General features: G+C 42.8%; 15 protein-coding genes and 5 pseudogenes. 9 read left to right on the forward strand and 11 right to left on the reverse strand.

Annotated features, from left to right (window positions below):
* Positions 1-27: 27 nt before the first annotated feature.
* From KA717_26955 to pds, 3 genes are all read right to left on the reverse strand, one after another.
* Positions 28-426, reverse strand: a complete 399-nt coding sequence (locus tag KA717_26955) for a hypothetical protein (GenBank protein UXE59437.1) — start codon at positions 424-426, stop codon at positions 28-30.
* Positions 427-470: 44 nt separating this feature from the next.
* Positions 471-1,400, reverse strand: a complete 930-nt coding sequence (locus KA717_26960) for a phytoene synthase (GenBank protein UXE64789.1) — start codon at positions 1,398-1,400, stop codon at positions 471-473.
* A gap of 224 nt (positions 1,401-1,624) precedes the next feature.
* Entirely contained in the window at positions 1,625-3,043 is a 1,419-nt protein-coding gene (gene pds, locus KA717_26965) for a 15-cis-phytoene desaturase (GenBank protein ID UXE59438.1), read from the reverse strand.
* 143 nt (positions 3,044-3,186) lie between these two features.
* On the opposite strand from pds, the gene KA717_26970 reads away from it, so the two are divergent.
* Positions 3,187-3,531, forward strand: a complete 345-nt coding sequence (locus KA717_26970) for a histidine triad nucleotide-binding protein (GenBank protein UXE59439.1) — start codon at positions 3,187-3,189, stop codon at positions 3,529-3,531.
* A gap of 18 nt (positions 3,532-3,549) precedes the next feature.
* A complete protein-coding gene (locus KA717_26975; protein UXE59440.1) occupies positions 3,550-4,479 on the forward strand; it encodes an Rpn family recombination-promoting nuclease/putative transposase in 930 nt (309 codons plus the stop codon).
* On the opposite strand, the gene KA717_26980 is transcribed toward KA717_26975, so the two are convergent.
* The 8 genes and pseudogenes from KA717_26980 to KA717_27015 form a co-directional block, all read right to left on the reverse strand.
* A complete protein-coding gene (locus KA717_26980; protein ID UXE59441.1) occupies positions 4,448-5,962 on the reverse strand; it encodes a SagB/ThcOx family dehydrogenase in 1,515 nt (504 codons plus the stop codon). The two genes, KA717_26975 and KA717_26980, sit on opposite strands and share 32 nt — an antisense overlap.
* A gap of 415 nt (positions 5,963-6,377) precedes the next feature.
* Positions 6,378-6,626, reverse strand: a pseudogene (locus KA717_26985) (hypothetical protein).
* 278 nt (positions 6,627-6,904) lie between these two features.
* A pseudogene (locus KA717_26990) lies at positions 6,905-7,048 on the reverse strand (transposase family protein).
* An 815-nt stretch (positions 7,049-7,863) separates the two neighbouring features.
* A pseudogene (locus KA717_26995) lies at positions 7,864-8,520 on the reverse strand (transposase).
* A gap of 201 nt (positions 8,521-8,721) precedes the next feature.
* The gene (locus KA717_27000; protein UXE59442.1) at positions 8,722-10,095 is read right to left on the reverse strand and encodes a transposase; all 1,374 of its coding nucleotides are present in this window, start codon (positions 10,093-10,095) and stop codon (positions 8,722-8,724) included.
* Positions 10,096-10,232: 137 nt separating this feature from the next.
* A pseudogene (locus KA717_27005) lies at positions 10,233-10,930 on the reverse strand (transposase).
* A gap of 957 nt (positions 10,931-11,887) precedes the next feature.
* Positions 11,888-13,224 (reverse strand): annotated as a pseudogene (locus KA717_27010) (IS5 family transposase).
* A 227-nt stretch (positions 13,225-13,451) separates the two neighbouring features.
* Positions 13,452-14,579: an ISAs1 family transposase gene (locus KA717_27015; GenBank protein UXE59443.1), complete on the reverse strand. Its 1,128-nt coding sequence runs from the start codon at positions 14,577-14,579 to the stop codon at positions 13,452-13,454.
* A gap of 278 nt (positions 14,580-14,857) precedes the next feature.
* Between KA717_27015 and KA717_27020 the strand changes: the two genes are divergently transcribed.
* The 7 genes from KA717_27020 (at position 14,858) to KA717_27050 (ending at position 19,504) form a co-directional block, all read left to right on the forward strand.
* Positions 14,858-15,193 carry a helix-turn-helix domain-containing protein gene (locus KA717_27020; GenBank protein UXE59444.1) on the forward strand — a complete coding sequence of 112 codons (336 nt, stop codon included), beginning with the start codon at positions 14,858-14,860 and terminating at the stop codon, positions 15,191-15,193.
* A 22-nt stretch (positions 15,194-15,215) separates the two neighbouring features.
* The gene (locus tag KA717_27025; protein ID UXE59445.1) at positions 15,216-15,887 is read left to right on the forward strand and encodes an IS630 family transposase; all 672 of its coding nucleotides are present in this window, start codon (positions 15,216-15,218) and stop codon (positions 15,885-15,887) included.
* A gap of 22 nt (positions 15,888-15,909) precedes the next feature.
* Entirely contained in the window at positions 15,910-16,485 is a 576-nt protein-coding gene (locus KA717_27030; protein UXE59446.1) for a Uma2 family endonuclease, read from the forward strand.
* Positions 16,486-16,614: 129 nt separating this feature from the next.
* Complete coding sequence (locus tag KA717_27035) at positions 16,615-17,190, forward strand: Uma2 family endonuclease (protein ID UXE59447.1); 576 nt, start codon at positions 16,615-16,617, stop codon at positions 17,188-17,190.
* A 92-nt stretch (positions 17,191-17,282) separates the two neighbouring features.
* Entirely contained in the window at positions 17,283-18,908 is a 1,626-nt protein-coding gene (locus KA717_27040) for an NAD(P)/FAD-dependent oxidoreductase (GenBank protein ID UXE59448.1), read from the forward strand.
* 130 nt (positions 18,909-19,038) lie between these two features.
* Positions 19,039-19,314, forward strand: a complete 276-nt coding sequence (locus KA717_27045; protein UXE59449.1) for a BrnT family toxin — start codon at positions 19,039-19,041, stop codon at positions 19,312-19,314.
* Positions 19,298-19,504 carry a hypothetical protein gene (locus KA717_27050; protein UXE59450.1) on the forward strand — a complete coding sequence of 69 codons (207 nt, stop codon included), beginning with the start codon at positions 19,298-19,300 and terminating at the stop codon, positions 19,502-19,504. The genes KA717_27045 and KA717_27050 overlap by 17 nt, the downstream gene beginning before the upstream one ends.
* Positions 19,505-19,780 lie beyond the last annotated feature (276 nt).

Consider the following 19,780-nt stretch of genomic DNA (forward strand, 5'->3'; position numbering starts at 1 on the left):
GAACAATAAAATTTAACTCAACGTTGATTAAATGATAATAAATATTTTCCAAGGCGTTCCACCGTCTGGAACCCACCAAGTATAATGATAGCGACTATTTCGAGATGGCGTATTTTGAATTTTTCCTGAATTTTCATCAAGATTTCCCTCCGCTATTTTCATTTTTCTTAGTCGAGGAATTACTTTTGCCATCCGACTAATTTCTTCTAAAGACGCATAAATTGATAGTCCGCAAGCCTGACATTCTGTTATATTTTCAGGACATGGTTTTCCTTGATTATTTTCTCTCCATGATAAAAAATCTTGTGATTGGGGTGACTCGTGATCTTTTTCAACAAATCGATAAAATTTTCCAGATGGACTTGATGCTGTGAGTGGTGGACAATTTTCAGGAAAATATTCTGGCCACTGTCTGTAATTCATCATTTCAAGAACGCTACAATGATGGTGTCAAATTAATATAACAATGCTTACAAAGCTTGCGATCGCAACCAGGCAATCGGTAAATAGAGCATCTTCTTAGGCGTTGGCACATAGGCCCGTTGATCAAAAACATTATAATTATTCGCCTCAATCACATCCAAAATTCCCTGATATAACATCAAAGCCGTCCACACCGGCCAACGAGAATCCCGATTTAAAGCCCGAATCCCTCTTTCCGCAGACTCGTAATACTTTCTGGCCCTTTGAATTTGGAACTTCATTAAACCCTGCCAACGCTCATCATTGACACCCTTTAACAAATCCTCTTCCGTGTAATCAAACAACGCCAAATCTTCCAACGGTAAATAAATTCGTCCCCGTTGCACATCCTCGCCCACATCCCGCAAGATATTCGTCAATTGATTGGCAATTCCTAACGCGATCGCCTCTTCCTGAGGAATATAAACCGCATCTGACTGCCAGGGAGCCGGACTACAACTCGTATCCACACCCAGGACAGAACTTGACATCAAACCCACCGTTCCAGCGACTCGATAACAGTAAAGATCTAAATCCTCAAAGGTTTCATAACGACTGCGATAGAGATCCATCCTTTGACCCGCGATCATATCGCGAAAGGGCTGAATATCCATCGGAAAACGCTCTAAAGTATCAATTAACGCCACATCAGCATCATCCATTGGATGACCGGCAAAGACCCCTTCCAAATGTTGTTCCCACTGATCCAAGGTTTCCGGCGTAGTCGAGGCCGCCTGGGGGCCATCCACCAACTCATCAGTGCGACGACACCAAAAATAGATCGCCCAAATCGCCTTCCGTTTTTGGGGTGGCATTAAAAGTGTGCCTAAATAAAACGTTTTAGCGTACTGAGCCGTTACCTGACGACAAAGTTCGTAAGCCTCATCAATGGAGGCCAAAGGTTTCGTAGCGGTAGAGGGTTTCGGCAGTTGTAGCATTAAGGACGGACGATGGGCAGAAGCCAGTGACCAGTCGTGATCGTTGGTAACTAGATGTTTAGGAGAGATTTGACCGTTAACCATTTAGCATTGTCGCATTCAAATTGTCTTTTTTGACATTCTCTTCCGTCAGAAGCCAGAAAAGTTGTCTTTAAGCGTTATTAACACTCATCAAAGCCGGGGTTCTGAACTTTGAGAGCCGCAGCATTGTCAGCCAGAGAAAATCAGGCAACACCGACAGTTTGAGGAATTGGCTTGACTGAAACAGGCTGATTATCCGTCGAGATCACCTCTGCACATTGTTTCCCTGAAAGCACGGCTCCCTCCATACTGCCCAAATATTTTTGCATAGTAAAATCCCCCGCCAAATAAAAATTAGCGATCGAGGTGCGTTGATCGGGGCGACAGGCTTGCCGTCCGGGAGTAGCTTTATAGACAGAACGAGGGGTCTTAACCACATGGAATTTGAGTAACTGGGCGGGCTGCTCACCGGTAAAATGCTGGGGGAAAAGCTTCTCTAATTCGGCGATCGTCGCGGCAATAATTTCCTGATTGGACTTATTAATCCAATCCTGGGCAGGGGCTAAAACCAATTCCAACATTGAGCGGTCAGGATTGCTGTATTCTTTGCAAGTATTACTCATATCCGCATAGACACTGAGCAAAGGGGAGCGGGAGAAGAGGAGATGATCAATATCCGTCAATTTGCGATCAAACCAAAGGTGTAAATTAATGACTGGAACACCCTCTAAACCCTCAATCATTTTGAATTCAGGGCGATCGCGCCAGGCTTGCGGTACCATGACTTTTAAGGGATCAACGGGCATCGCAGACACATAAAGATCGGCAGTGAAAATCTCATCCGGCTGACCTTCTACACCACGCAATAAAAAACCTTGAACCGTTCCGTCTTCCTTCAATAAAATTTCCTTTAGGGGCGCATTAAGACGCACTTCTCCACCCCGTTCGGTGATGTAATCCACTATGGGCTGACAGAGACGCTCCGTAGGTGAACCATCTAAAAAGGCCATTTTAGAGCCTTCTTTTTCCTGAAGAAAACGATTCAGAGCCGTTAATAAAATGGTGGCCGAGATTTCATCGGGGTTAATAAAATTTAACGCCTTTGACATCGCAATAAACACTTCTTTTTCCACACGAGGAGGAATGTTTTGTTTTTGCATCCACTCTGACCAGGTATAGCAATCCATGTCTTCCACATAGCTCTGACCCTGGATCATGGCGGGTAGTAACCCTAGACCAAATTTAATTTTTTCGGGCCAGGTCAGCAAATCATTATTGCGGAGAATTGCTACCACTCCATTCAAGGGAGCCGGCAGATCGGGAAAATCAAAACGGGAATAGGTGCCAGGCTTTTCTGGTTGGTTAAAGATCATCGTGTGTTCTTTCCACTGAAGCCGATCTTCAATCCCTAATTCCTTAAATAATTGCAGCATATTGGGATAGGCCCCAAAAAAAATATGCAGTCCGGTTTCGTACCAGTCTCCATCCTCATCTTTCCACGCTGCGACTTTGCCGCCTAATACATCCCGTCGTTCTAGGACAATGGGGGTAAACCCTGCATCGACAAGGTATTTGGCACAAGACAATCCTGCTAAACCTGCTCCGGCGATCGCAACACGCATTGATAGTTTCCCGTTTCTCCGTAGGATGAACAATGTTGAATATTATACGTTGCGAATTGTAACATTTTCTTAATTTTTGTCCTAGTTATCTCCCACAGCAAGACTGATAAACTAAAAAGTTACCCTTAAGAGTCATAACTGGTATGAGTAGTGATACTATTTTCGGCAAAATTATTAGACGGGAAATTCCGGCGGCGATCGTCTATGAGGATGATCTTTGTCTTGCTTTTAAGGATGTCAATCCCCAGGCTCCGGTTCATGTTCTGATTATTCCCAAGAAACCTCTACCCCAATTGGCTGCTGCCACCTCAGAAGATCAAATGCTACTAGGGCATCTTTTGTTAACGGCGAAGGATTTGGCAGTGACCCTGGGACTGGACAAGGGTTATCGTCTTGTCATCAATAACGGCGAAAATGGCGGACAAACGGTCTATCATCTTCATCTTCATTTACTCGGCGATCGCGCCCTGGGATGGCCACCGGGTTAAAAATAGTGGCAATCAGAAATGGTCAAAAAAGCAGATATTGGTGGCAAGCGTTTAATTAGCCTCGATCCGAACAACTGGGTAAAATGGGTAACAGAGCGCGATGAACTACAAGCCCAAGAAATTATGGGTTCTGATTTTCAATGGATTGGTCGAGAAAACGATATTTTAATTCGTACCTATTCTCCCCAGGATCAGCAAACCTTTTTAGTCCTCAACGAGCTACAACTACGCTACAGCGAAAAGATGCCGCGACGGATGCGAGCCTATGCCGCCCTGGCGGAAGAAAAGTACCACTTACCCACCTATCCTGTGCTGGTGAACATTTTGCCGCCGAACTCTTCTCCTCATGCTTCTGTAGAAATTGTCAATTTTTATCAATCAACCTGTTATGGTCTAACTGCAAGACAGGATTATCGAGTTATTAATCTTTGGGAAGTAGAAGTGGAACTGGTGTTTGAGCAACCGATTCCCTCTTTACTCCCTTTTGTTCCTATTCTCAAGGGAGGTGGGAATGAATCTCAAGTAAGGCAAGCACTCAGACAATTGAGACAGACCAAAAGTTTAGAGGAGCTAGAGCCATTGCTGGCTTTTTTCGCTACATTTGTTTTAGACAGCGAATTAGTTCAACAAATTATGAGGTGGGATATGGCCGTGTTACTGGAATCACCCTGGTATCGTCAGATTTTGCAGGAGGGAGAAAAAAGAGGTGAAAAAAGAGGTGAGGAACAAGGAAAAAAAGCTGGATTGTTATCGGGCATTGCGACCATTCTGGAGTTAAAGTTCGGAGTCAATGGTTTACAGTTAATGGCAGAAATTCAAACCTTGGATCAAGTTGAACTTCTAGAGGCAGTTTTAACGAGCCTTAAGACCGTTGAGTCGTTAGAAGAATTACGCCTAGTTTATGGATTTCCAGCGTCTAATTCGCATAACGGGGACGACCCAGGGTAGTAATGTACAGCACCGCCTCATCTGCCGGAATCCCCAGTACTTCATTCACCTGATCATCAAAAAAACCGCCTATGCCGCTTACTCCTAACTCCAGATAAATGGCCGCGAGATTTAACCGTTGTCCTAAGTGACCCGCATCCATGTGTAGGTAACGATAAGCGCGATCGCCGTAAAGCTTAACGGCCTGCTCTAAATCTGCGGTATGAAAAATCACTGCTGCCGCATCTCGTCCCAAGGCTTGGCCAAGACAGAGATAGTAAAGCTCCTGTCGGAAATTTTTAAAGCGAATTTGTCGTAACTCCTGAGCCAACGGAGCATAGTAATAACAGCCTTCTTCCAGTCCATTTACCCCCGATACGGCCACAAAGCTTTGAATCAAACTCAGATCAAAATAATCCGGTTGGGGATCAAGTTCCTGATATTGGTAATGGTGCGGCTGATAGGTAAAGTCTAATAGAGCCTTGAGTTCTTCAATACTGAGATTCGCGCCACTATAGGCACGGGTAGATCGCCGCCGTAAAATTGCTTTCTCTAAACCAGTTAACCCTGGTTGCCAATCAATCGGGTTTGTTTGGGTGGGGATTTTCAAACAGAAGGGAAAATTATATTTATCTTCTAGAGGTTTATTTTCGGCGGGGATAGCAATCTGGGTTTGAATTTCCGTGGTTTGATGAAAATAGGGCAGCAATTCTCCATCCTTTAGGTTTGGATAATCCCGATGAATGGTGGAAGGTAAGGCCGGGGCTGGCCTTTCCAAAGGGGCTGGATTTTGTTGGTAATCCTGAAGTCCAATCACCGTCATTACTGCTTCCTGTTGAGGTTCCAGATACAGTAAGGCCGCGATCGCCTGATCCTGAAAACCGCCCAGCAGATAGGGTCGATACTCATTAATCGCACTGGCTAATTCAATATTGCCCAGTAAATGGCCTGTGTCCAGAAAAATACGTCGATAGGCCCGATCCTCATAACGCCAAACAGAGCGATAAAAAATAGCAGTTGTCACTAAGGCCAAACTCACCTTGCTCAAAACCGCCGGATAAAAACAAGCTTCCTGTAACTTTGACCAAACCGTATCTTGCCAAAAATGCACCAGGGAATGGGTTTGGGGTTGGTAACTGTACAAACCAGAAGGGAGCGATTTTGTTCCCCTCGATAACAAGTAAATCTCTGCTGGATAGAGTCCCCCTGCCGATGGAGCCGCCCTGAGATACATGGGTTGTCCGATGGTGGCAACGGTTGCTGTTAATCCATAACTACAAGCCAACAAACGGGACAAACGGGCCCATTGCTCCTCTTCCGTTCCAGGCGCGATCGGCTCCGAAAGATAGGGCTTAAGATCATAGACCGTGCCAATTTTATACTCTTTAAAGACAGCCGGTTGGCTCTCCCAATCCAGTCCCCGACTTTTCTGGGCCAGGGTTTGCGGATGATATTTAGTTTGCTCGTGGTAGTAACTGGCAAGGGAAGGGGGCAAGTCTGACATCGGGGGAATCTCTGCACATCAAGGAAGCTAAAGGCATTATAGGTAGGGCTTGCTGAATAAGTCTGCAAATCGAACCTAGATGCCACAGGGCGCGAAAAATGGTGACTTCAGAAATCAGTTTCCGATTTTAACCCACAATTTTCTAGCAAAGTGCATGGATTTTGAGCCTTCAAATGCCATAAGCTTGCACCTAATCGTGTTCAAAATGGCTGAAAAGCTTATCTGATAAAGGTTCTGCCTTTATTCGGCAAACCCTAGGTAAAGAGGGATTCTCCAAACTATTTGACTTTTTCGAGACTTATCAGGTTTTCGTCAGGGCAAACGCATCTTATTTTTGAAAGGTAGGCTGGATAAGGGTTTTCGAGATCATGATTGATTTTTTATGAAACGCTGAAAGTCTTATCAGATAAGGAGTCTAGAATTTAGATGCGTTTGCCCTGAGGTTTTCGTCAGGGCAAACGCATCTTATCCGAGATCCGAGTAAAACCTTAAGGAGATAGTCCTCGTCCCAACCAGCGCGTAGCCGTTTATTCCTGATACCAAGTTTCAGGGTATTTTCCCTTGTGAGCAAGTTAAGAGCGATATGACGTAAGACGGCTAAATTCTCAGGCGCGAAATCCTTGCGAATGCGACAAGCATCCTCATTGAAAGCCAAGTCTAGAACGGGTGCGACCTTTTCTTGATAAAAGCTGTTGTAATCAGGGTTCTACAGGAGACCTCGGCACTAGTATTGTCTGATCAAAGTTGGAAAAAGTTATGGTGTAAGGCTTTGGGCACTGGTATCGTCTAGCTAGACGATACCAGTGCCTTCTTCTTTGATATAATGATAATAATAATAGTATAATAAAAACGGGCCGATGTCTAGTCTTAAACTATTTTTCTATTTTCTCAAAGCCTTACACCATAACTTTTTCCAACTTTGATCAGACGATACCAGTTCCCTACCCAACCTTCTGCTCCACAAATGACGGCTAAGATGGCAATCGTTAGAATATCAATGAGTTTATGCCGTTTTGTTCGTTCGATGCGAGGGTCATCTATTTCGGCAAAGTGTTCTACCAGTCTATATTTGGGTCGGAGTTTCATCGCTTTTATTTTCTATGCACTTTCCCTTATTTTCCCTTATCCATCCCTCTATAATGTTCTTGTATCTGTATTATTTTTAGATGCGTTCGCCCTGGGGTTTGAACGACAGTAATAGTGGCAGTCATACCAATCAGCGCAACGGGGAGAGTATAACGACTGTTAAACATCGGTTAGCGGGGAAATACAGGTTACATGGTAATTTTACCATATACATATAGGAGTCTATGAAAATCCTGTCTTGTACAAAGAACAGGCCTCAACGATTAAAAAATACCTTGCGGCTAGCGTAGTATAGTTCGATAAGTACGGAATGCGAGTTTTAATTATCAATTACCGCCTTAACAGATTTAAGTCTGCATCCATTTTTGAAGGTAATAGAAATCACAGCTTCATAATTTGTGTTGACGTATCCCTGTATCATAAATTATCTTTCAGACTCCTCGAACCGAAGCGATGAACGGCACGGTAGCCGATACGAACAACCCAAGTTTGGGCATCTGGAATCAGCAATTCCAAATTTAGAATGTAGCCAAAGATACAAAAGATCTGAAGTGCTTACGGTCAAGGGGTTTCATGCCAATATTTAGAATCAACGTAATGCTCTATTTAGGGCTTGCTGAAAAAGTCAAAAAACGAAAGAAATGTGGGTTAGGGAGGTATGGACTGAAAAAGCATAGATAACTTATCCTTATGGAAACAAATCAAAATACAGATTTTGTTTAATCTATTGTTCCTTTCTGTCTAAAAAGGTCAACACAAATCACTCCTCACAAAAGAGAGGAAAATTAACACCATTTTTCACAAGAAAAACGACTCTACAACTTTTTACTTTTTGTCTTCTGAAGTAGAGTAGAAAGATTCATTACCAAAAAGTTCATCGCAATTACCGTTTCCGAGGTCTCAGGTAGTTTGGCCATCACTCGACCAAGACTAAATTTCCTCTTTCCCTGTCCGAATTTACCCTCAATGGCATTACGCACTCTTTCATCTGAGCGTGCCTCTTTCTTTTTTTCTTTGCTCACCTCTTTCGGCGGTCTTCCCAATCGGGGACCACTCATTCTTATATCCCTTTCTTTACAATAAGCTCGATTCGCTTTTGTTCGATAGATTTTATCCACATGAACCGATTCCGGATAACATCCTGTTTCCCTTTTATATTCTTCTATTCGCGCTTGTAAATCTCCCGATTCGTTGTAATTATCCCAACTTAATTTGTCTAAGAAGACAAAGCCATTCACATTACTTGCCGATATTTTAGCTCCAAACTCTACTGCTTTTCCCGCTTTTCCACGCACTATTGGACGCACGTGAGGTTGGCTTACACTCACGATTCTGTTTTCTACTTTATTTGTCTTTTTTTCATACATTTCTAACTGTTGCTCATACACTTTTCCTATCGTTACAAGCTCTTCTTGCTCTTTTTTCGTTAGTTTTTCTAACTTTGCTCCCTCTTCTATCATTTTTTCTGTATGACTGGACAGTGGGAAGTTTATGGATGGCAGAGAAGGTAATGACTATGCGGCCAAAGTAAGTCTATCAGGACTTGGAAAAGGGTCAAGTTTAGCGGCAAGGAATTTAGGCAAAAGCAGACTAGTGGTCTGTCAATCTTGAAATGAGGGGCTACAAGAACCCGTAAGTCTATTTTGGCAAGGCTTTGAGAATCTAGCAACCCATCAAAATAAAGTTGACGTGCCACTAGGTGGACTTTGAGGAAAAATCATTGGGGCTTGATGTTGGATGGCTAGTTGAGCAATGCGTTCACTAGGATAGCCATGGGAGGGTAGAGTCCGAAACCAGCGAGGGAAATTAGCCCAAATCCCCTGGGGTAACTCTAAGGAAAGAATTTGAAGTAAGCCGAGAACAATGACATGAAGATTAACAAAACGCTCAAAGGCTTCTACTTTGTTTAAAATCTGAGTCTGAACAGTTTGGGGATAGTCAGGGAGGATAAGATTGCTAGGCCAGGTCGGTAAAGTAGGAAGAGCCTTAAGCCAAAAACGATAGGCAAAGCCGCCCAAAAGATGGATTAATTGACGAAAAGTGACTTCAATCTTAAATCGGAGACCGTAAGCGGCAATAATCTCAGGTCCAGTCAAACAGAGGTCAGTAGAAAGCAGAATCAGTCTTTGTCCGTTGGGCAATTGGGTGAGGACAAACTTAACGAGCTGATGGGGACTATCCCAGTGGAACTCAAAGCACTGATAAGAAACGGAGACTTGTTGACCATAGAGCCAGACTTTAGCGGTGGGAAAATCCTCCACAAGAGCAAACAGGCTTTCTAGTTTTATTGAACTCCCCCAAAGCCGTGGTCGTCCTTTCCCCCTCAAGGTCGGAACGGAAGAAAAGGGAGCATATGCCACTGTAGAGCAACGCACTCGGGTGATGAGATGCAAGGCATTTTGGCGAAAACTTTTGAGCACTGCTCCACAAGCGAAGTAAGCATCCAAAATCACATAGCTTCCCGCCTCTGCGTAGGTAGTGCAAAGCTCCCCCATTTTCGTGACTAGAGTAGTCTTCTCTTTTTTGCTGCCTTTTTTCCCTTCCTTTGCCGTTGCTTTGGACTTGATGCCATCGTCTAGCCGCAACACTAAGGGCAAGGCAAAGCAGGCTTTTCCTGCTCCCACCAAAACACTCAAGGCATTGAAGTAATGCCCCCTTATCCATTCTGGCTTCGCCACATTTCCGGATTCTTGGTGTAGTCGTTTTACCCCTGGCATCTTGCGCCCTTCTTTCCCCACTTTGATTCCATCCCCCACATACACTCGTTTTTCCTTGATTCGATATAGATTTTCATGCTGACTTACCCACTTCGACCATCCCAAGGTCAGTCCTTTGACGTTAAATGCCTTGGATTCAAACCAATGTAGTGCCTGATGGTAGTAGCTCTCTGTTAACCCTAAGGCATTGACATAGCTTGTTATTGCGCTCGGTTGGCTGTTGAGCACTACTCCCCAGGCTAATAGGATAAACCATTGGTACGTTGCTTCTCGGCTAAAGGCGGGACGGAGATTCTCTAGGATTTGCTCTAGTCGCTGACATAGTTGCATAATTGATAGATAGCACTGGCTATCGATTTTCTATATCAGCCAGTTTCGGACATAACGGCACTCTTGGGTATCGCATGTCCGATTTTCTTTTCTCACTTACCCTGCTCGAGAACTTCCCACTGTCCAGCTATATGAGACAAGTTTCTTTTTATATATCCTAGTTGTTTTTTGGTTCCTTTTCTTCTTTCTTTTTTTGACACACGACGTTTTTTTGCTATGGCTAAGTACTCTTTTCTTGCCACTTCCCTATAAGTCCTCGGCTTTTCTTTCCTTTTCTCTTTTATTTCTTCATATCGCTTATCTATTATTTTTTCTGTTTTTTTTCTTGCATCATTCAATATTCCTATATCCGTTGGATATTTTATATCTGCTGGTGTACAAGTCGCATCTAACAATAACTTTCCTTCATTTTCTTTTTTTTCTGACGCTACACCCGTCGCTTTTTTTCTATTTCTTTATTAATTTTATTTATTAATTCCATTCCTATTTTTTTACGAAAATGAACCATCATTGACGCATTAAATGCTTCTTTGCTACTATAGCTTTCCATTCCTATAAAGTACTGTAAATAAGGGTTCTCTTTTATTTGTTCTACTGTTTCTCTGTCACTTTTTCCTGAAATTTCTTTGATAATTAATGCTCCTAATGCCATTCTAAATGATTTGGCTGGGGCTCCTTTTTTTTCTGTGAAGTTTTTTGCATATTCTTCCTCATATTCTTCCCAGGGAATCATTTTTGACATTTCTATCCAACGATTTTCTTCGTCTAACTGCCCGCCGAACAGATTTTTCAAGTTTTCTGGTGTTTCAATTGAGTACTGTTGCTTTCGGTACATCTGCTTTCTCTCTTCTTAATACAATGGTTTTGAGGCATTCTACCCTATTTTCGTGCATTCTAGCGGTTCTTAATTCGCCTACTATTTTTCTCCGTAAAGGTTTCAGCTTTTTTCAGCAAGCCCTATTTAGTGATTGATCAAGTTTATTTGCCGGTTACTGACTCCCCAAGAGGCAAAGATTCGAGGAGAGAATGCAGAAAATCTCAGAAATTAGCTTAATCTCTCTTGCCTTCATAAAAGTGAGATTATATCTGTATTCCATGTTGCCGTTTGAATTTGGAATTACTGGGTTTAGATTGCCTTTATATGGCATCGTGTCCTATTCTGCAAGCTTGACGATCAAGGGGGTTAAACTCCTTACCTGTCGGTGTTTTAGAGGGCAAACTGCTTAACACTACTCTAAAATTGATTAAGCCACCTGTTTATTAAAACCCCTGTTCTAAATCAGCGATAGAATCCATCGTCAAGCACAAGCGTCTCTTTTACCTCATCCCCTAGTGGTCTGTCAAGCTAAAGATTGTGAATTTGAGGGAAAATGGAGAGGCTATTCATTACCTCAACAGATATACCTCGCACGGTGATAATTTGCGTTTTTTAGTTCAGCCCCCCTAGCCCCCCAAGTTTTGGGGGAACCATTCTCTATTTATCGGTTTCAAAGTCCCCCAGCATTGGGGGATTCAGGGGGCGAAAATCTCAATCCATGACCGTGCCAAGTATATCGTAATAAGTAGGGCTTGCTGAAAAAGTCAAAAAGCGAAAGAAATGTGGGTTAGGGAAGTATGGACTGAAAAAGCATAGATAACTTATCCTTATGGAAACAAATCAAAATACAGATTTTGTTTAATCTATTGTTCCTTTCTGTCTAAAAAGGTCAACACAAATCACTCCTCACAAAAGAGAGGAAAATTAACACCATTTTTCACAAGAAAAACGACTCTACAACTTTTTACTTTTTGTCTTCTGAAGTAGAGTAGAAAGATTCATTACCAAAAAGTTCATCGCAATTACCGTTTCCGAGGTCTCAGGTAGTTTGGCCATCACTCGACCAAGACTAAATTTCCTCTTTCCCTGTCCGAATTTACCCTCAATGGCATTACGCACTCTTTCATCTGAGCGTGCCTCTTTCTTTTTTTCTTTGCTCACCTCTTTCGGCGGTCTTCCCAATCGGGGACCACTCATTCTTATATCCCTTTCTTTACAATAAGCTCGATTCGCTTTTGTTCGATAGATTTTATTCACATGAACCGATTCCGGATAACATCCTGTTTCCCTTTTATATTCTTCTATTCGCGCTTGTAAATCTCCCGATTCGTTGTAATTATCCCAACTTAATTTGTCTAAGAAGACAAAGCCATTCACATTACTTGCCGATATTTTAGCTCCAAACTCTACTGCTTTTCCCGCTTTTCCACGCACTATTGGACGCACGTGAGGTTGGCTTACACTCACAATTCTGTTTTCTACTTTATTTGTCTTTTTTTCATACATTTCTAACTGTTGCTCATACACTTTTCCTATCGTTACAAGCTCTTCTTGCTCTTTTTTCGTTAGTTTTTCTAACTTTGCTCCCTCTTCTATCATTTTTTCTATATGAGACAAGTTTCTTTTTATATATCCTAGTTGTTTTTTTGTTCCTTTTCTTCTTTCTTTTTTTGACACACGACGTTTTTTTGCTATGGCTAAGTACTCTTTTCTTGCCACTTCCCTATAAGTCCTCGGCTTTTCTTTCCTTTTCTCTTTTATTTCTTCATACAGCTTATCTATTATTTTTTCTGTTTTTTCTCTGGCATCATTCAATATTCCTATATCCGTTGGATATTTTATATCTGCTGGTGTACAAGTCGCATCTAACAATAACTTTCCTTCATTTTCTTTTTTTTCTGACGCTACACCCGTCGCTTTTTTTCTATTTCTTTATTAATTTTATTTATTAATTCCATTCCTATTTTTTTACGAAAATGAACCATCATTGACGCATTAAATGCTTCTTTGCTACTATAGCTTTCCATTCCTATAAAGTACTGTAAATAAGGGTTCTCTTTTATTTGTTCTACTGTTTCTCTGTCACTTTTTCCTGAAATTTCTTTGATAATTAATGCTCCTAATGCCATTCTAAATGATTTGGCTGGGGCTCCTTTTTTTTCTGTGAAGTTTTTTGCATATTCTTCCTCATATTCTTCCCAGGGAATCATTTTTGACATTTCTATCCAACGATTTTCTTCGTCTAACTGCCCGCCGAACAGATTTTTCAAGTTTTCTGGTGTTTCAATTGAGTACTGTTGCTTTCGGTACATCTGCTTTCTCTCTTCTTAATGCAATGGTTTTGAGGCATTCTACCCTATTTTCGTGCATTCTAGCGGTTCTTAATTCGCCTACTATTTTTCTCCGTAAAGGTTTCAGCTTTTTTCAGCAAGCCCTAAGTAACCATGCTCAAGACCTATATTGTCCGATTAAGTCAAGAAGAACGTCAGACCCTAAAAGATTTGGTATCCATCGGCAAAGGAGCCAGGGCAAACGCATCTTATCCGAGTAAAACCTTAAGGAGATAGTCCTCGTCCCAACCAGCGCGTAGCCGTTTATTCTTGATACCAAGTTTCAGAGTATTTTCCTTTGTGAGCAAGTTAAGAGCGATATGGCGTAAGACGGCTAAATTCTCAGGAGCAAAATCCTTACGAATGCGACAAGCATCCTCGTTGAAGGCCAAGTCTAGAACCCAATGTAAAGAGTTTTCTATCAACCAATGACTACGAACAGATTGGGATAATTTTTGAGCATTACTCGGCAGGCTACTGATATAGTAGCGAGTCTCATACTCTGTTTTGTCTTTCAATCGTCTCTCCGCTTTAATCATACAGATGCTCGTCAACTTTGCCCATTTCTCCCCACCCAGCAAAAATTCTGTTTGTTCCATCGTCCAGCAACGGCGAATTTCAATCCGTCCATGTCCCTTGTCTATTGTTTGATGAAAATCATGCTTAATTCCCACAAAATTAACCGATTGAGCATGAGCAAATAATTGTTCAACATCCTCACATAAATTACCTTGATTGCCTTTCAATGCCAAAACATAATCTCCCCCTCGCCCTACTATCTGTTGGGCAATCTTTGTCTGAGTTCCCATGGCATCAATCGTTACGATACAACCTTTGACCTCTAGCATTTTCAGGAGTTTAGGAATCGCCGTGATTTCATTCGATTTGCTTTCCACCTTGCACTGTCCTAGTACTAGACGATTTGCTGTTGCCCATGCACTTACCATCTGAATTGCGCCCTTTCCGTTGGCATTGTCATAGGAGTGGCGAAGGGTTTTGCCGTCAATCGCTATCACTTCTCCTTCACTTACCTCCGCTATACTTTTGACCCAATGCAGAAAACAGTCTTGAAATTGCTCTGGATTCAGACTAGCAAATACACGCGCAAACGTATCGTCGGAGGGGATGCCATTCGGCAATTCCAAAATTTTTTTTAGCCATTGATGTTTAGCCTTGCCGAAACTTTCCATGGCTACCCAACCTTCTGCTCCACAAATGACGGCTAAGATGGCAATCGTTAGAATATCAATGAGTTTATGCCGTTTTGTTCGTTCGATGCGAGGGTCATCTATTTCGGCAAAGTGTTCTACCAGTCTATATTTGGGTCGGAGTTTCATCGCTTTTGTTTTCTATGCACTTTCCCTTATTTTCCCTTATCCATCCCTCTATAATGTTCTTGTATCTGTATCATTTTTAGATGCGTTCGCCCTGGCAAAGGAGCGGCTTACAAAATTAAGCACGCCAATATTCTGTTATACTTGGCACGGTCATGGATTGAGATTTTCGCCCCCTGAATCCCCCAATGCTGGGGGACTTTGAAACCGATAAATAGAGAATGGTTCCCCCAAAACTTGGGGGGCTAGGGGGGCTGAACTAAAAAACGCAAATTATCACCGTGCGAGGTATAAACATTGATGTGAATGGACAAGGATGGACGGATGAGGAAGCTGCCGCCGCCTTTAGTTGTCACCGTAACACAGTCGCCAATCTCAGGGAGCGATTGGTCAATGAAGGTGTGGAGTCAGCATTAAGCCGCAAGCCCCGCAAAACGCCGCCTCGTCAACCGATTATTGATGGAGAGGTAGAAGCAAAACTAATCGCCTTACGTTGTGGAGAACCGCCTGCTGGTCAAGCCCGTTGGACATTGAGGTTACTAGCCGACAAGGCGGTCGAGTTAGAAATTGTGCCAGCAATTAGTCACGAAACCGTGCGTCAAGTGTTAAAAAAATGAACTAAAACCTCATCTGCGACAGATGTACGTGATTCCACCAGAAAAGAGTGCCGAATTTGTGTCTAACATGGAAGATGTTCTAGAAATTTATCACCGACCCTATGACCCCAATTGTCCAGTGATTTGCATGGATGAGCAACCTATACAATTGGTCAAAGAAACCCGCCTTCCTCTACCAGCCAAACCTGGACAGCCAGAGGCGCATGATTACGAATATGAACGCAATGGAACAGCCAATATCTTTATGTTTACAGAACCCTTGTCTGGGTGGCGAAAGACAGTTGTCAGTGAACGTAGAACATCGGTTGACTGGGCAACAGAAATTAAGAATTTACTCGATAACGACTATGCTGATAACGACAAAGTCATTTTAGTATGTGATCAGCTAAATACTCACAAACTTGCCTCACTATATGAAGCATTTGAGCCTTCCACGGCTCGTCGTCTAGTCGAACGGTTGGAAATTCACCATACCCCAAAACATGGCAGTTGGCTTAATATTGCTGAAAACGAGCTGTCCGCAATGACTCGGCAATGCCTAGCTCGTCGAATTCCAGATCGGGAAACTTTAGAGCAAGAAACAACGGCTTGGTACACTCAGCGCAATCATTCCCAAAAGTCGGTAGATTGGCAATTCACGACGGCTGAGGCTCGTATCCGTCTCAAGCGTCTTTATCCACAAATAGAAAATTGACAGACCACTAGGCTAATTTTTCATGATCACCCTCGATCTTCGCCCTAACTTACAACTAACGGATCAAGCCTTTGATCAACTTTGTCGCAGTAACCCTGATTTGCAACTGGAACGAACCGCTCAAGGAGAATTAATTGCAATGGCCCCTTCTGGTAGTGAAACGGGATATTACAACGCGGATATTAGTGGTCAACTATGGCAATGGAATCGAAAACGACAAGGGGGGATAACCTTTGATTCTTCAGCCGGATTTACGCTACCGAATGGCGCGATTCGTTCACCTGATGCAGCTTGGATTGAAAAATCTCGTTGGCAAGCGATTCCTCCTCAACAACGTCGTAAATTTGCACCCATTTGTCCTGATTTTGTGATTGAGTTAAAATCGCCTAGTGATGATTTGTCGATATTACAAGCAAAGTTAACGGAGTATATAGAGAATGAAGCCAGATTAGGTTGGTTAATTGATCCTGAAAATCGTCAAGTTTTTTGTTATCGTCCCCAACAGTTACCCGAATTGTTCAATAATCCCCGTCATTTGTCGGGAGAAGATGTTTTGTTGGAATTTGTGTTAGATTTGCTGGTGGTTTGGGGAGATTGATAGTGTTCTGAATCTGTAGATAGATAGCTCTCTAACGGGCAAACTGACTAGGATTTAGAAAATCGATCCACAGATTTATAAATCACCGCACAAGTGTCTCTTTTACCTCATCCTCAAGGCTAATTTTTCATGATCACCCTCGATCTTCGCCCTAATTTACAACTAACGGATCAAGCCTTTGATCAACTTTGTCGCAGTAACCCTGATTTGCAACTGGAACGCAATGCTCAAGGAGAATTAATCGCTATGGCCCCTTCTGGTAGTGAAACTGGTCGTCAAAATTTGGGGCTGGGTGCTCAACTTTGGATTTGGAACCAGGCAACTCGACGAGGTGAAGCTTTTGATTCTTCAGCCGGATTTACGTTACCGAATGGCGCGATTCGTTCACCTGATGCAGCTTGGATTGAAATATCTCGTTGGCAAGCAATTCCTCCTCAACAACGTCGTAAATTTGCACCTATTTGTCCTGATTTTGTGATTGAGTTAAAATCGCCTAGTGATGATTTGTCGATATTACAAGCAAAATTAACAGAGTATATAGAGAATGGGGCCAGATTAGGTTGGTTAATTGATCCTGAAAATCGTCAAGTTTTTTGCTATCGTCCCCAACAGTTACCAGAATTGTTTAATAATCCCCGTTATTTGTCGGGAGAAGATGTTTTGTTGGAATTTGTGTTGGATTTGTGGGTGGTTTGGGGAGATTAATACCAAAGATTTTTTGCTGAGTATTTAGCTTATTATTTCGGACTTTCCGAACAACTTAAGCATTTTTTTATCCTGATTTTGGCTGTTTTGATATGTTGCGATTAACTGAAATTAAGCTGCCCCTTGACCATCCCGAAGATGCGGTCACAAAGTGTGCCTACGGCATCGCTGTGGCTATCCTCAAGAAATTACAGATCGCCCCAGAGGAATTAATTCGCTACACCATTTTCAAACGCAGTCATGATGCCCGTAAAAAAGGCGCAATTGCTTTGGTTTACATTGTGGACGTGGAAACGACCCAGGATCAAGCCCTTCTCAAACGTTTCCAAAAAGACCCTCATGTGATGCCTACCCCTGACATGAGTTACCATTTTGTCACCCAGGCTCCCCCGAATTTAAGCCAACGTCCGATCATCATTGGGACTGGCCCCTGTGGGATGTTTGCTGGCTTGTTGCTGGCTCAAATGGGTTTTTGTCCTTTGATCCTAGAACGAGGTAAACCTGTCCGCGATCGCACGGCTGATACCTTTGCCTTTTGGAAGGGAAAAGAAACCTTAAACCCAGAATCCAACGCCCAATTTGGGGAAGGCGGGGCGGGAACCTTTTCTGATGGCAAACTCTACAGTCAAGTCCGAGATTCCAACCATTACGGGCGCAAAGTATTGAATGAATTGGTTAACGCTGGGGCTTCCCCTGAAATTCTCTACATTAATAAACCTCACATTGGTACTTTTAAGTTAGTGGGTATTGTCCAAAGTTTACGCGCTCGCATTGAAGCCCTAGGGGGGGAAATCCGTTTTCAAAGTCGTGTCACTGATATTCAGATCGAAAAAGGACAAGTACAGGGTGTGACCCTAGCCGGTGGGGAAATGATCGCCAGTCATCATGTTGTTTTGGCGATCGGCCATAGTGCACGGGATACCTTCCAAATGTTATTTGAGCGGGGCGTTTACATCGAACCCAAACCCTTTTCCATCGGTTTTCGCATTGAACATCCCCAACCCCTGATTGATCGCTGTCGTTTTGGAGAACAAGCCGGTCATAAATTGTTAGGAGCCGCCGACTATAAGCTGGTTCATCACTGTCAGAATGGCCGTTCTGTCTATAGTTTTTGTATGTGTCCTGGGGGGTTAGTAGTGGCTGCGACCTCAGAACTGGGAAGGGTTGTCACCAACGGTATGAGCCAATATTCTCGCAATGAACGCAATGCCAATAGTGGGATCGTAGTGGGCATTACTCCCGAAGATTATCCAGGGCATCCTTTGGCTGGGGTGGATTTGCAACGTCGTTTAGAATCCCAGGCTTTTGAGCTAGGCGGCCGCAATTATGACGCACCAGGGCAACGGGTGGGGGATTTTCTGGCCAATCGTCCTTCTCAAAATTTGGGGACGGTACATCCTTCCTATACTCCGGGTGTGCATCTTACTGACTTAAGTACAAGCTTGCCAGACTATGCGATCGCGGCAATTCGTGAAGCTTTACCAGCCTTTGATAAACAGATTAAGGGGTTTGCCATGCCCGATGCCATGCTGACGGGGGTAGAAACGCGCACTTCTTCTCCTATTCGTATTAAACGCGATGAAAGTTATCAAAGTATTAATACTGAAGGGCTTTATCCGGCGGGGGAAGGGGCCGGTTATGCAGGCGGTATTCTTTCTGCGGGGATTGATGGGATTAAAGTTGCCGAGGCTGTTGCTTTAAATATGGCGCGATTATGAGGTGATGATCCTGCGATCGCCGATCTGTAGGTTGAATTAACAAAAGAAAAACAAGCATTATTAACCAATATAAACCTTTAGATTAGATGATAAAATCGAGGACTAAAGCCTAGCGACAAGTATTAATTAAATGCAGTTTGAATGGAATCCAGACAAAGCAGATTTAAACTTGAAAAAACATGGCGTATCGTTCAACGAAGCATCAACTGTTTTCAATGATCTTTTATCCGTGACATTCCCCGATCCAGATCACTCTTATGGAGAAGAACGTTACGTTATCATTGGTTTATCCCATACCCATCGCCTCCTAATCGTTTCTCATACAGATCGAGGGGATCGAGTTAGGCTCATCAGCGCACGGGAGGCAAATCAACATGAACGGAGGTTTTATGAAACAGGAGAATAGCCACGAATTAGAGGATGAATTACGTCCTGAATATGATTTTAGCAAAATGGAAGGGGGGATTCAGGGTAAATATGTAGAGCGTTATCGGGCAGGAACTAACGTAGTCTTCCTAGATCCTGATGTTGCTCAAGCTTTCCCGACCAGTGAATCCGTTAATGCGGCTCTACGATCGCTGATACCAATTTCCTAGTGCGATCGTCAATCTGTAGGTTGGTTTAGCGAAAGAAAAAAGTATTATTTATCAATATAAACCTTTAGATTAGATGATAAGATTGAGGATTAAAGCCTAGCGATAAGTATCAATTAAATGCAGTTTGAATGGCATTCAAACAAAGCAGATTGGCTATCCACTATTGTGTGTGATAACTCAGGCTTATGGATTCATGGAATCCTTACATAGGGCTTGCTGAATAAGGATAAAATCCTTGCTAGACAATACTTTCAGGCATTTTACAAACGATTAGAT

Origin of the sequence: Woronichinia naegeliana WA131, assembly GCA_025370055.1 — a bacterium.
GTDB lineage: Bacteria > Cyanobacteriota > Cyanobacteriia > Cyanobacteriales > Microcystaceae > Woronichinia > Woronichinia naegeliana.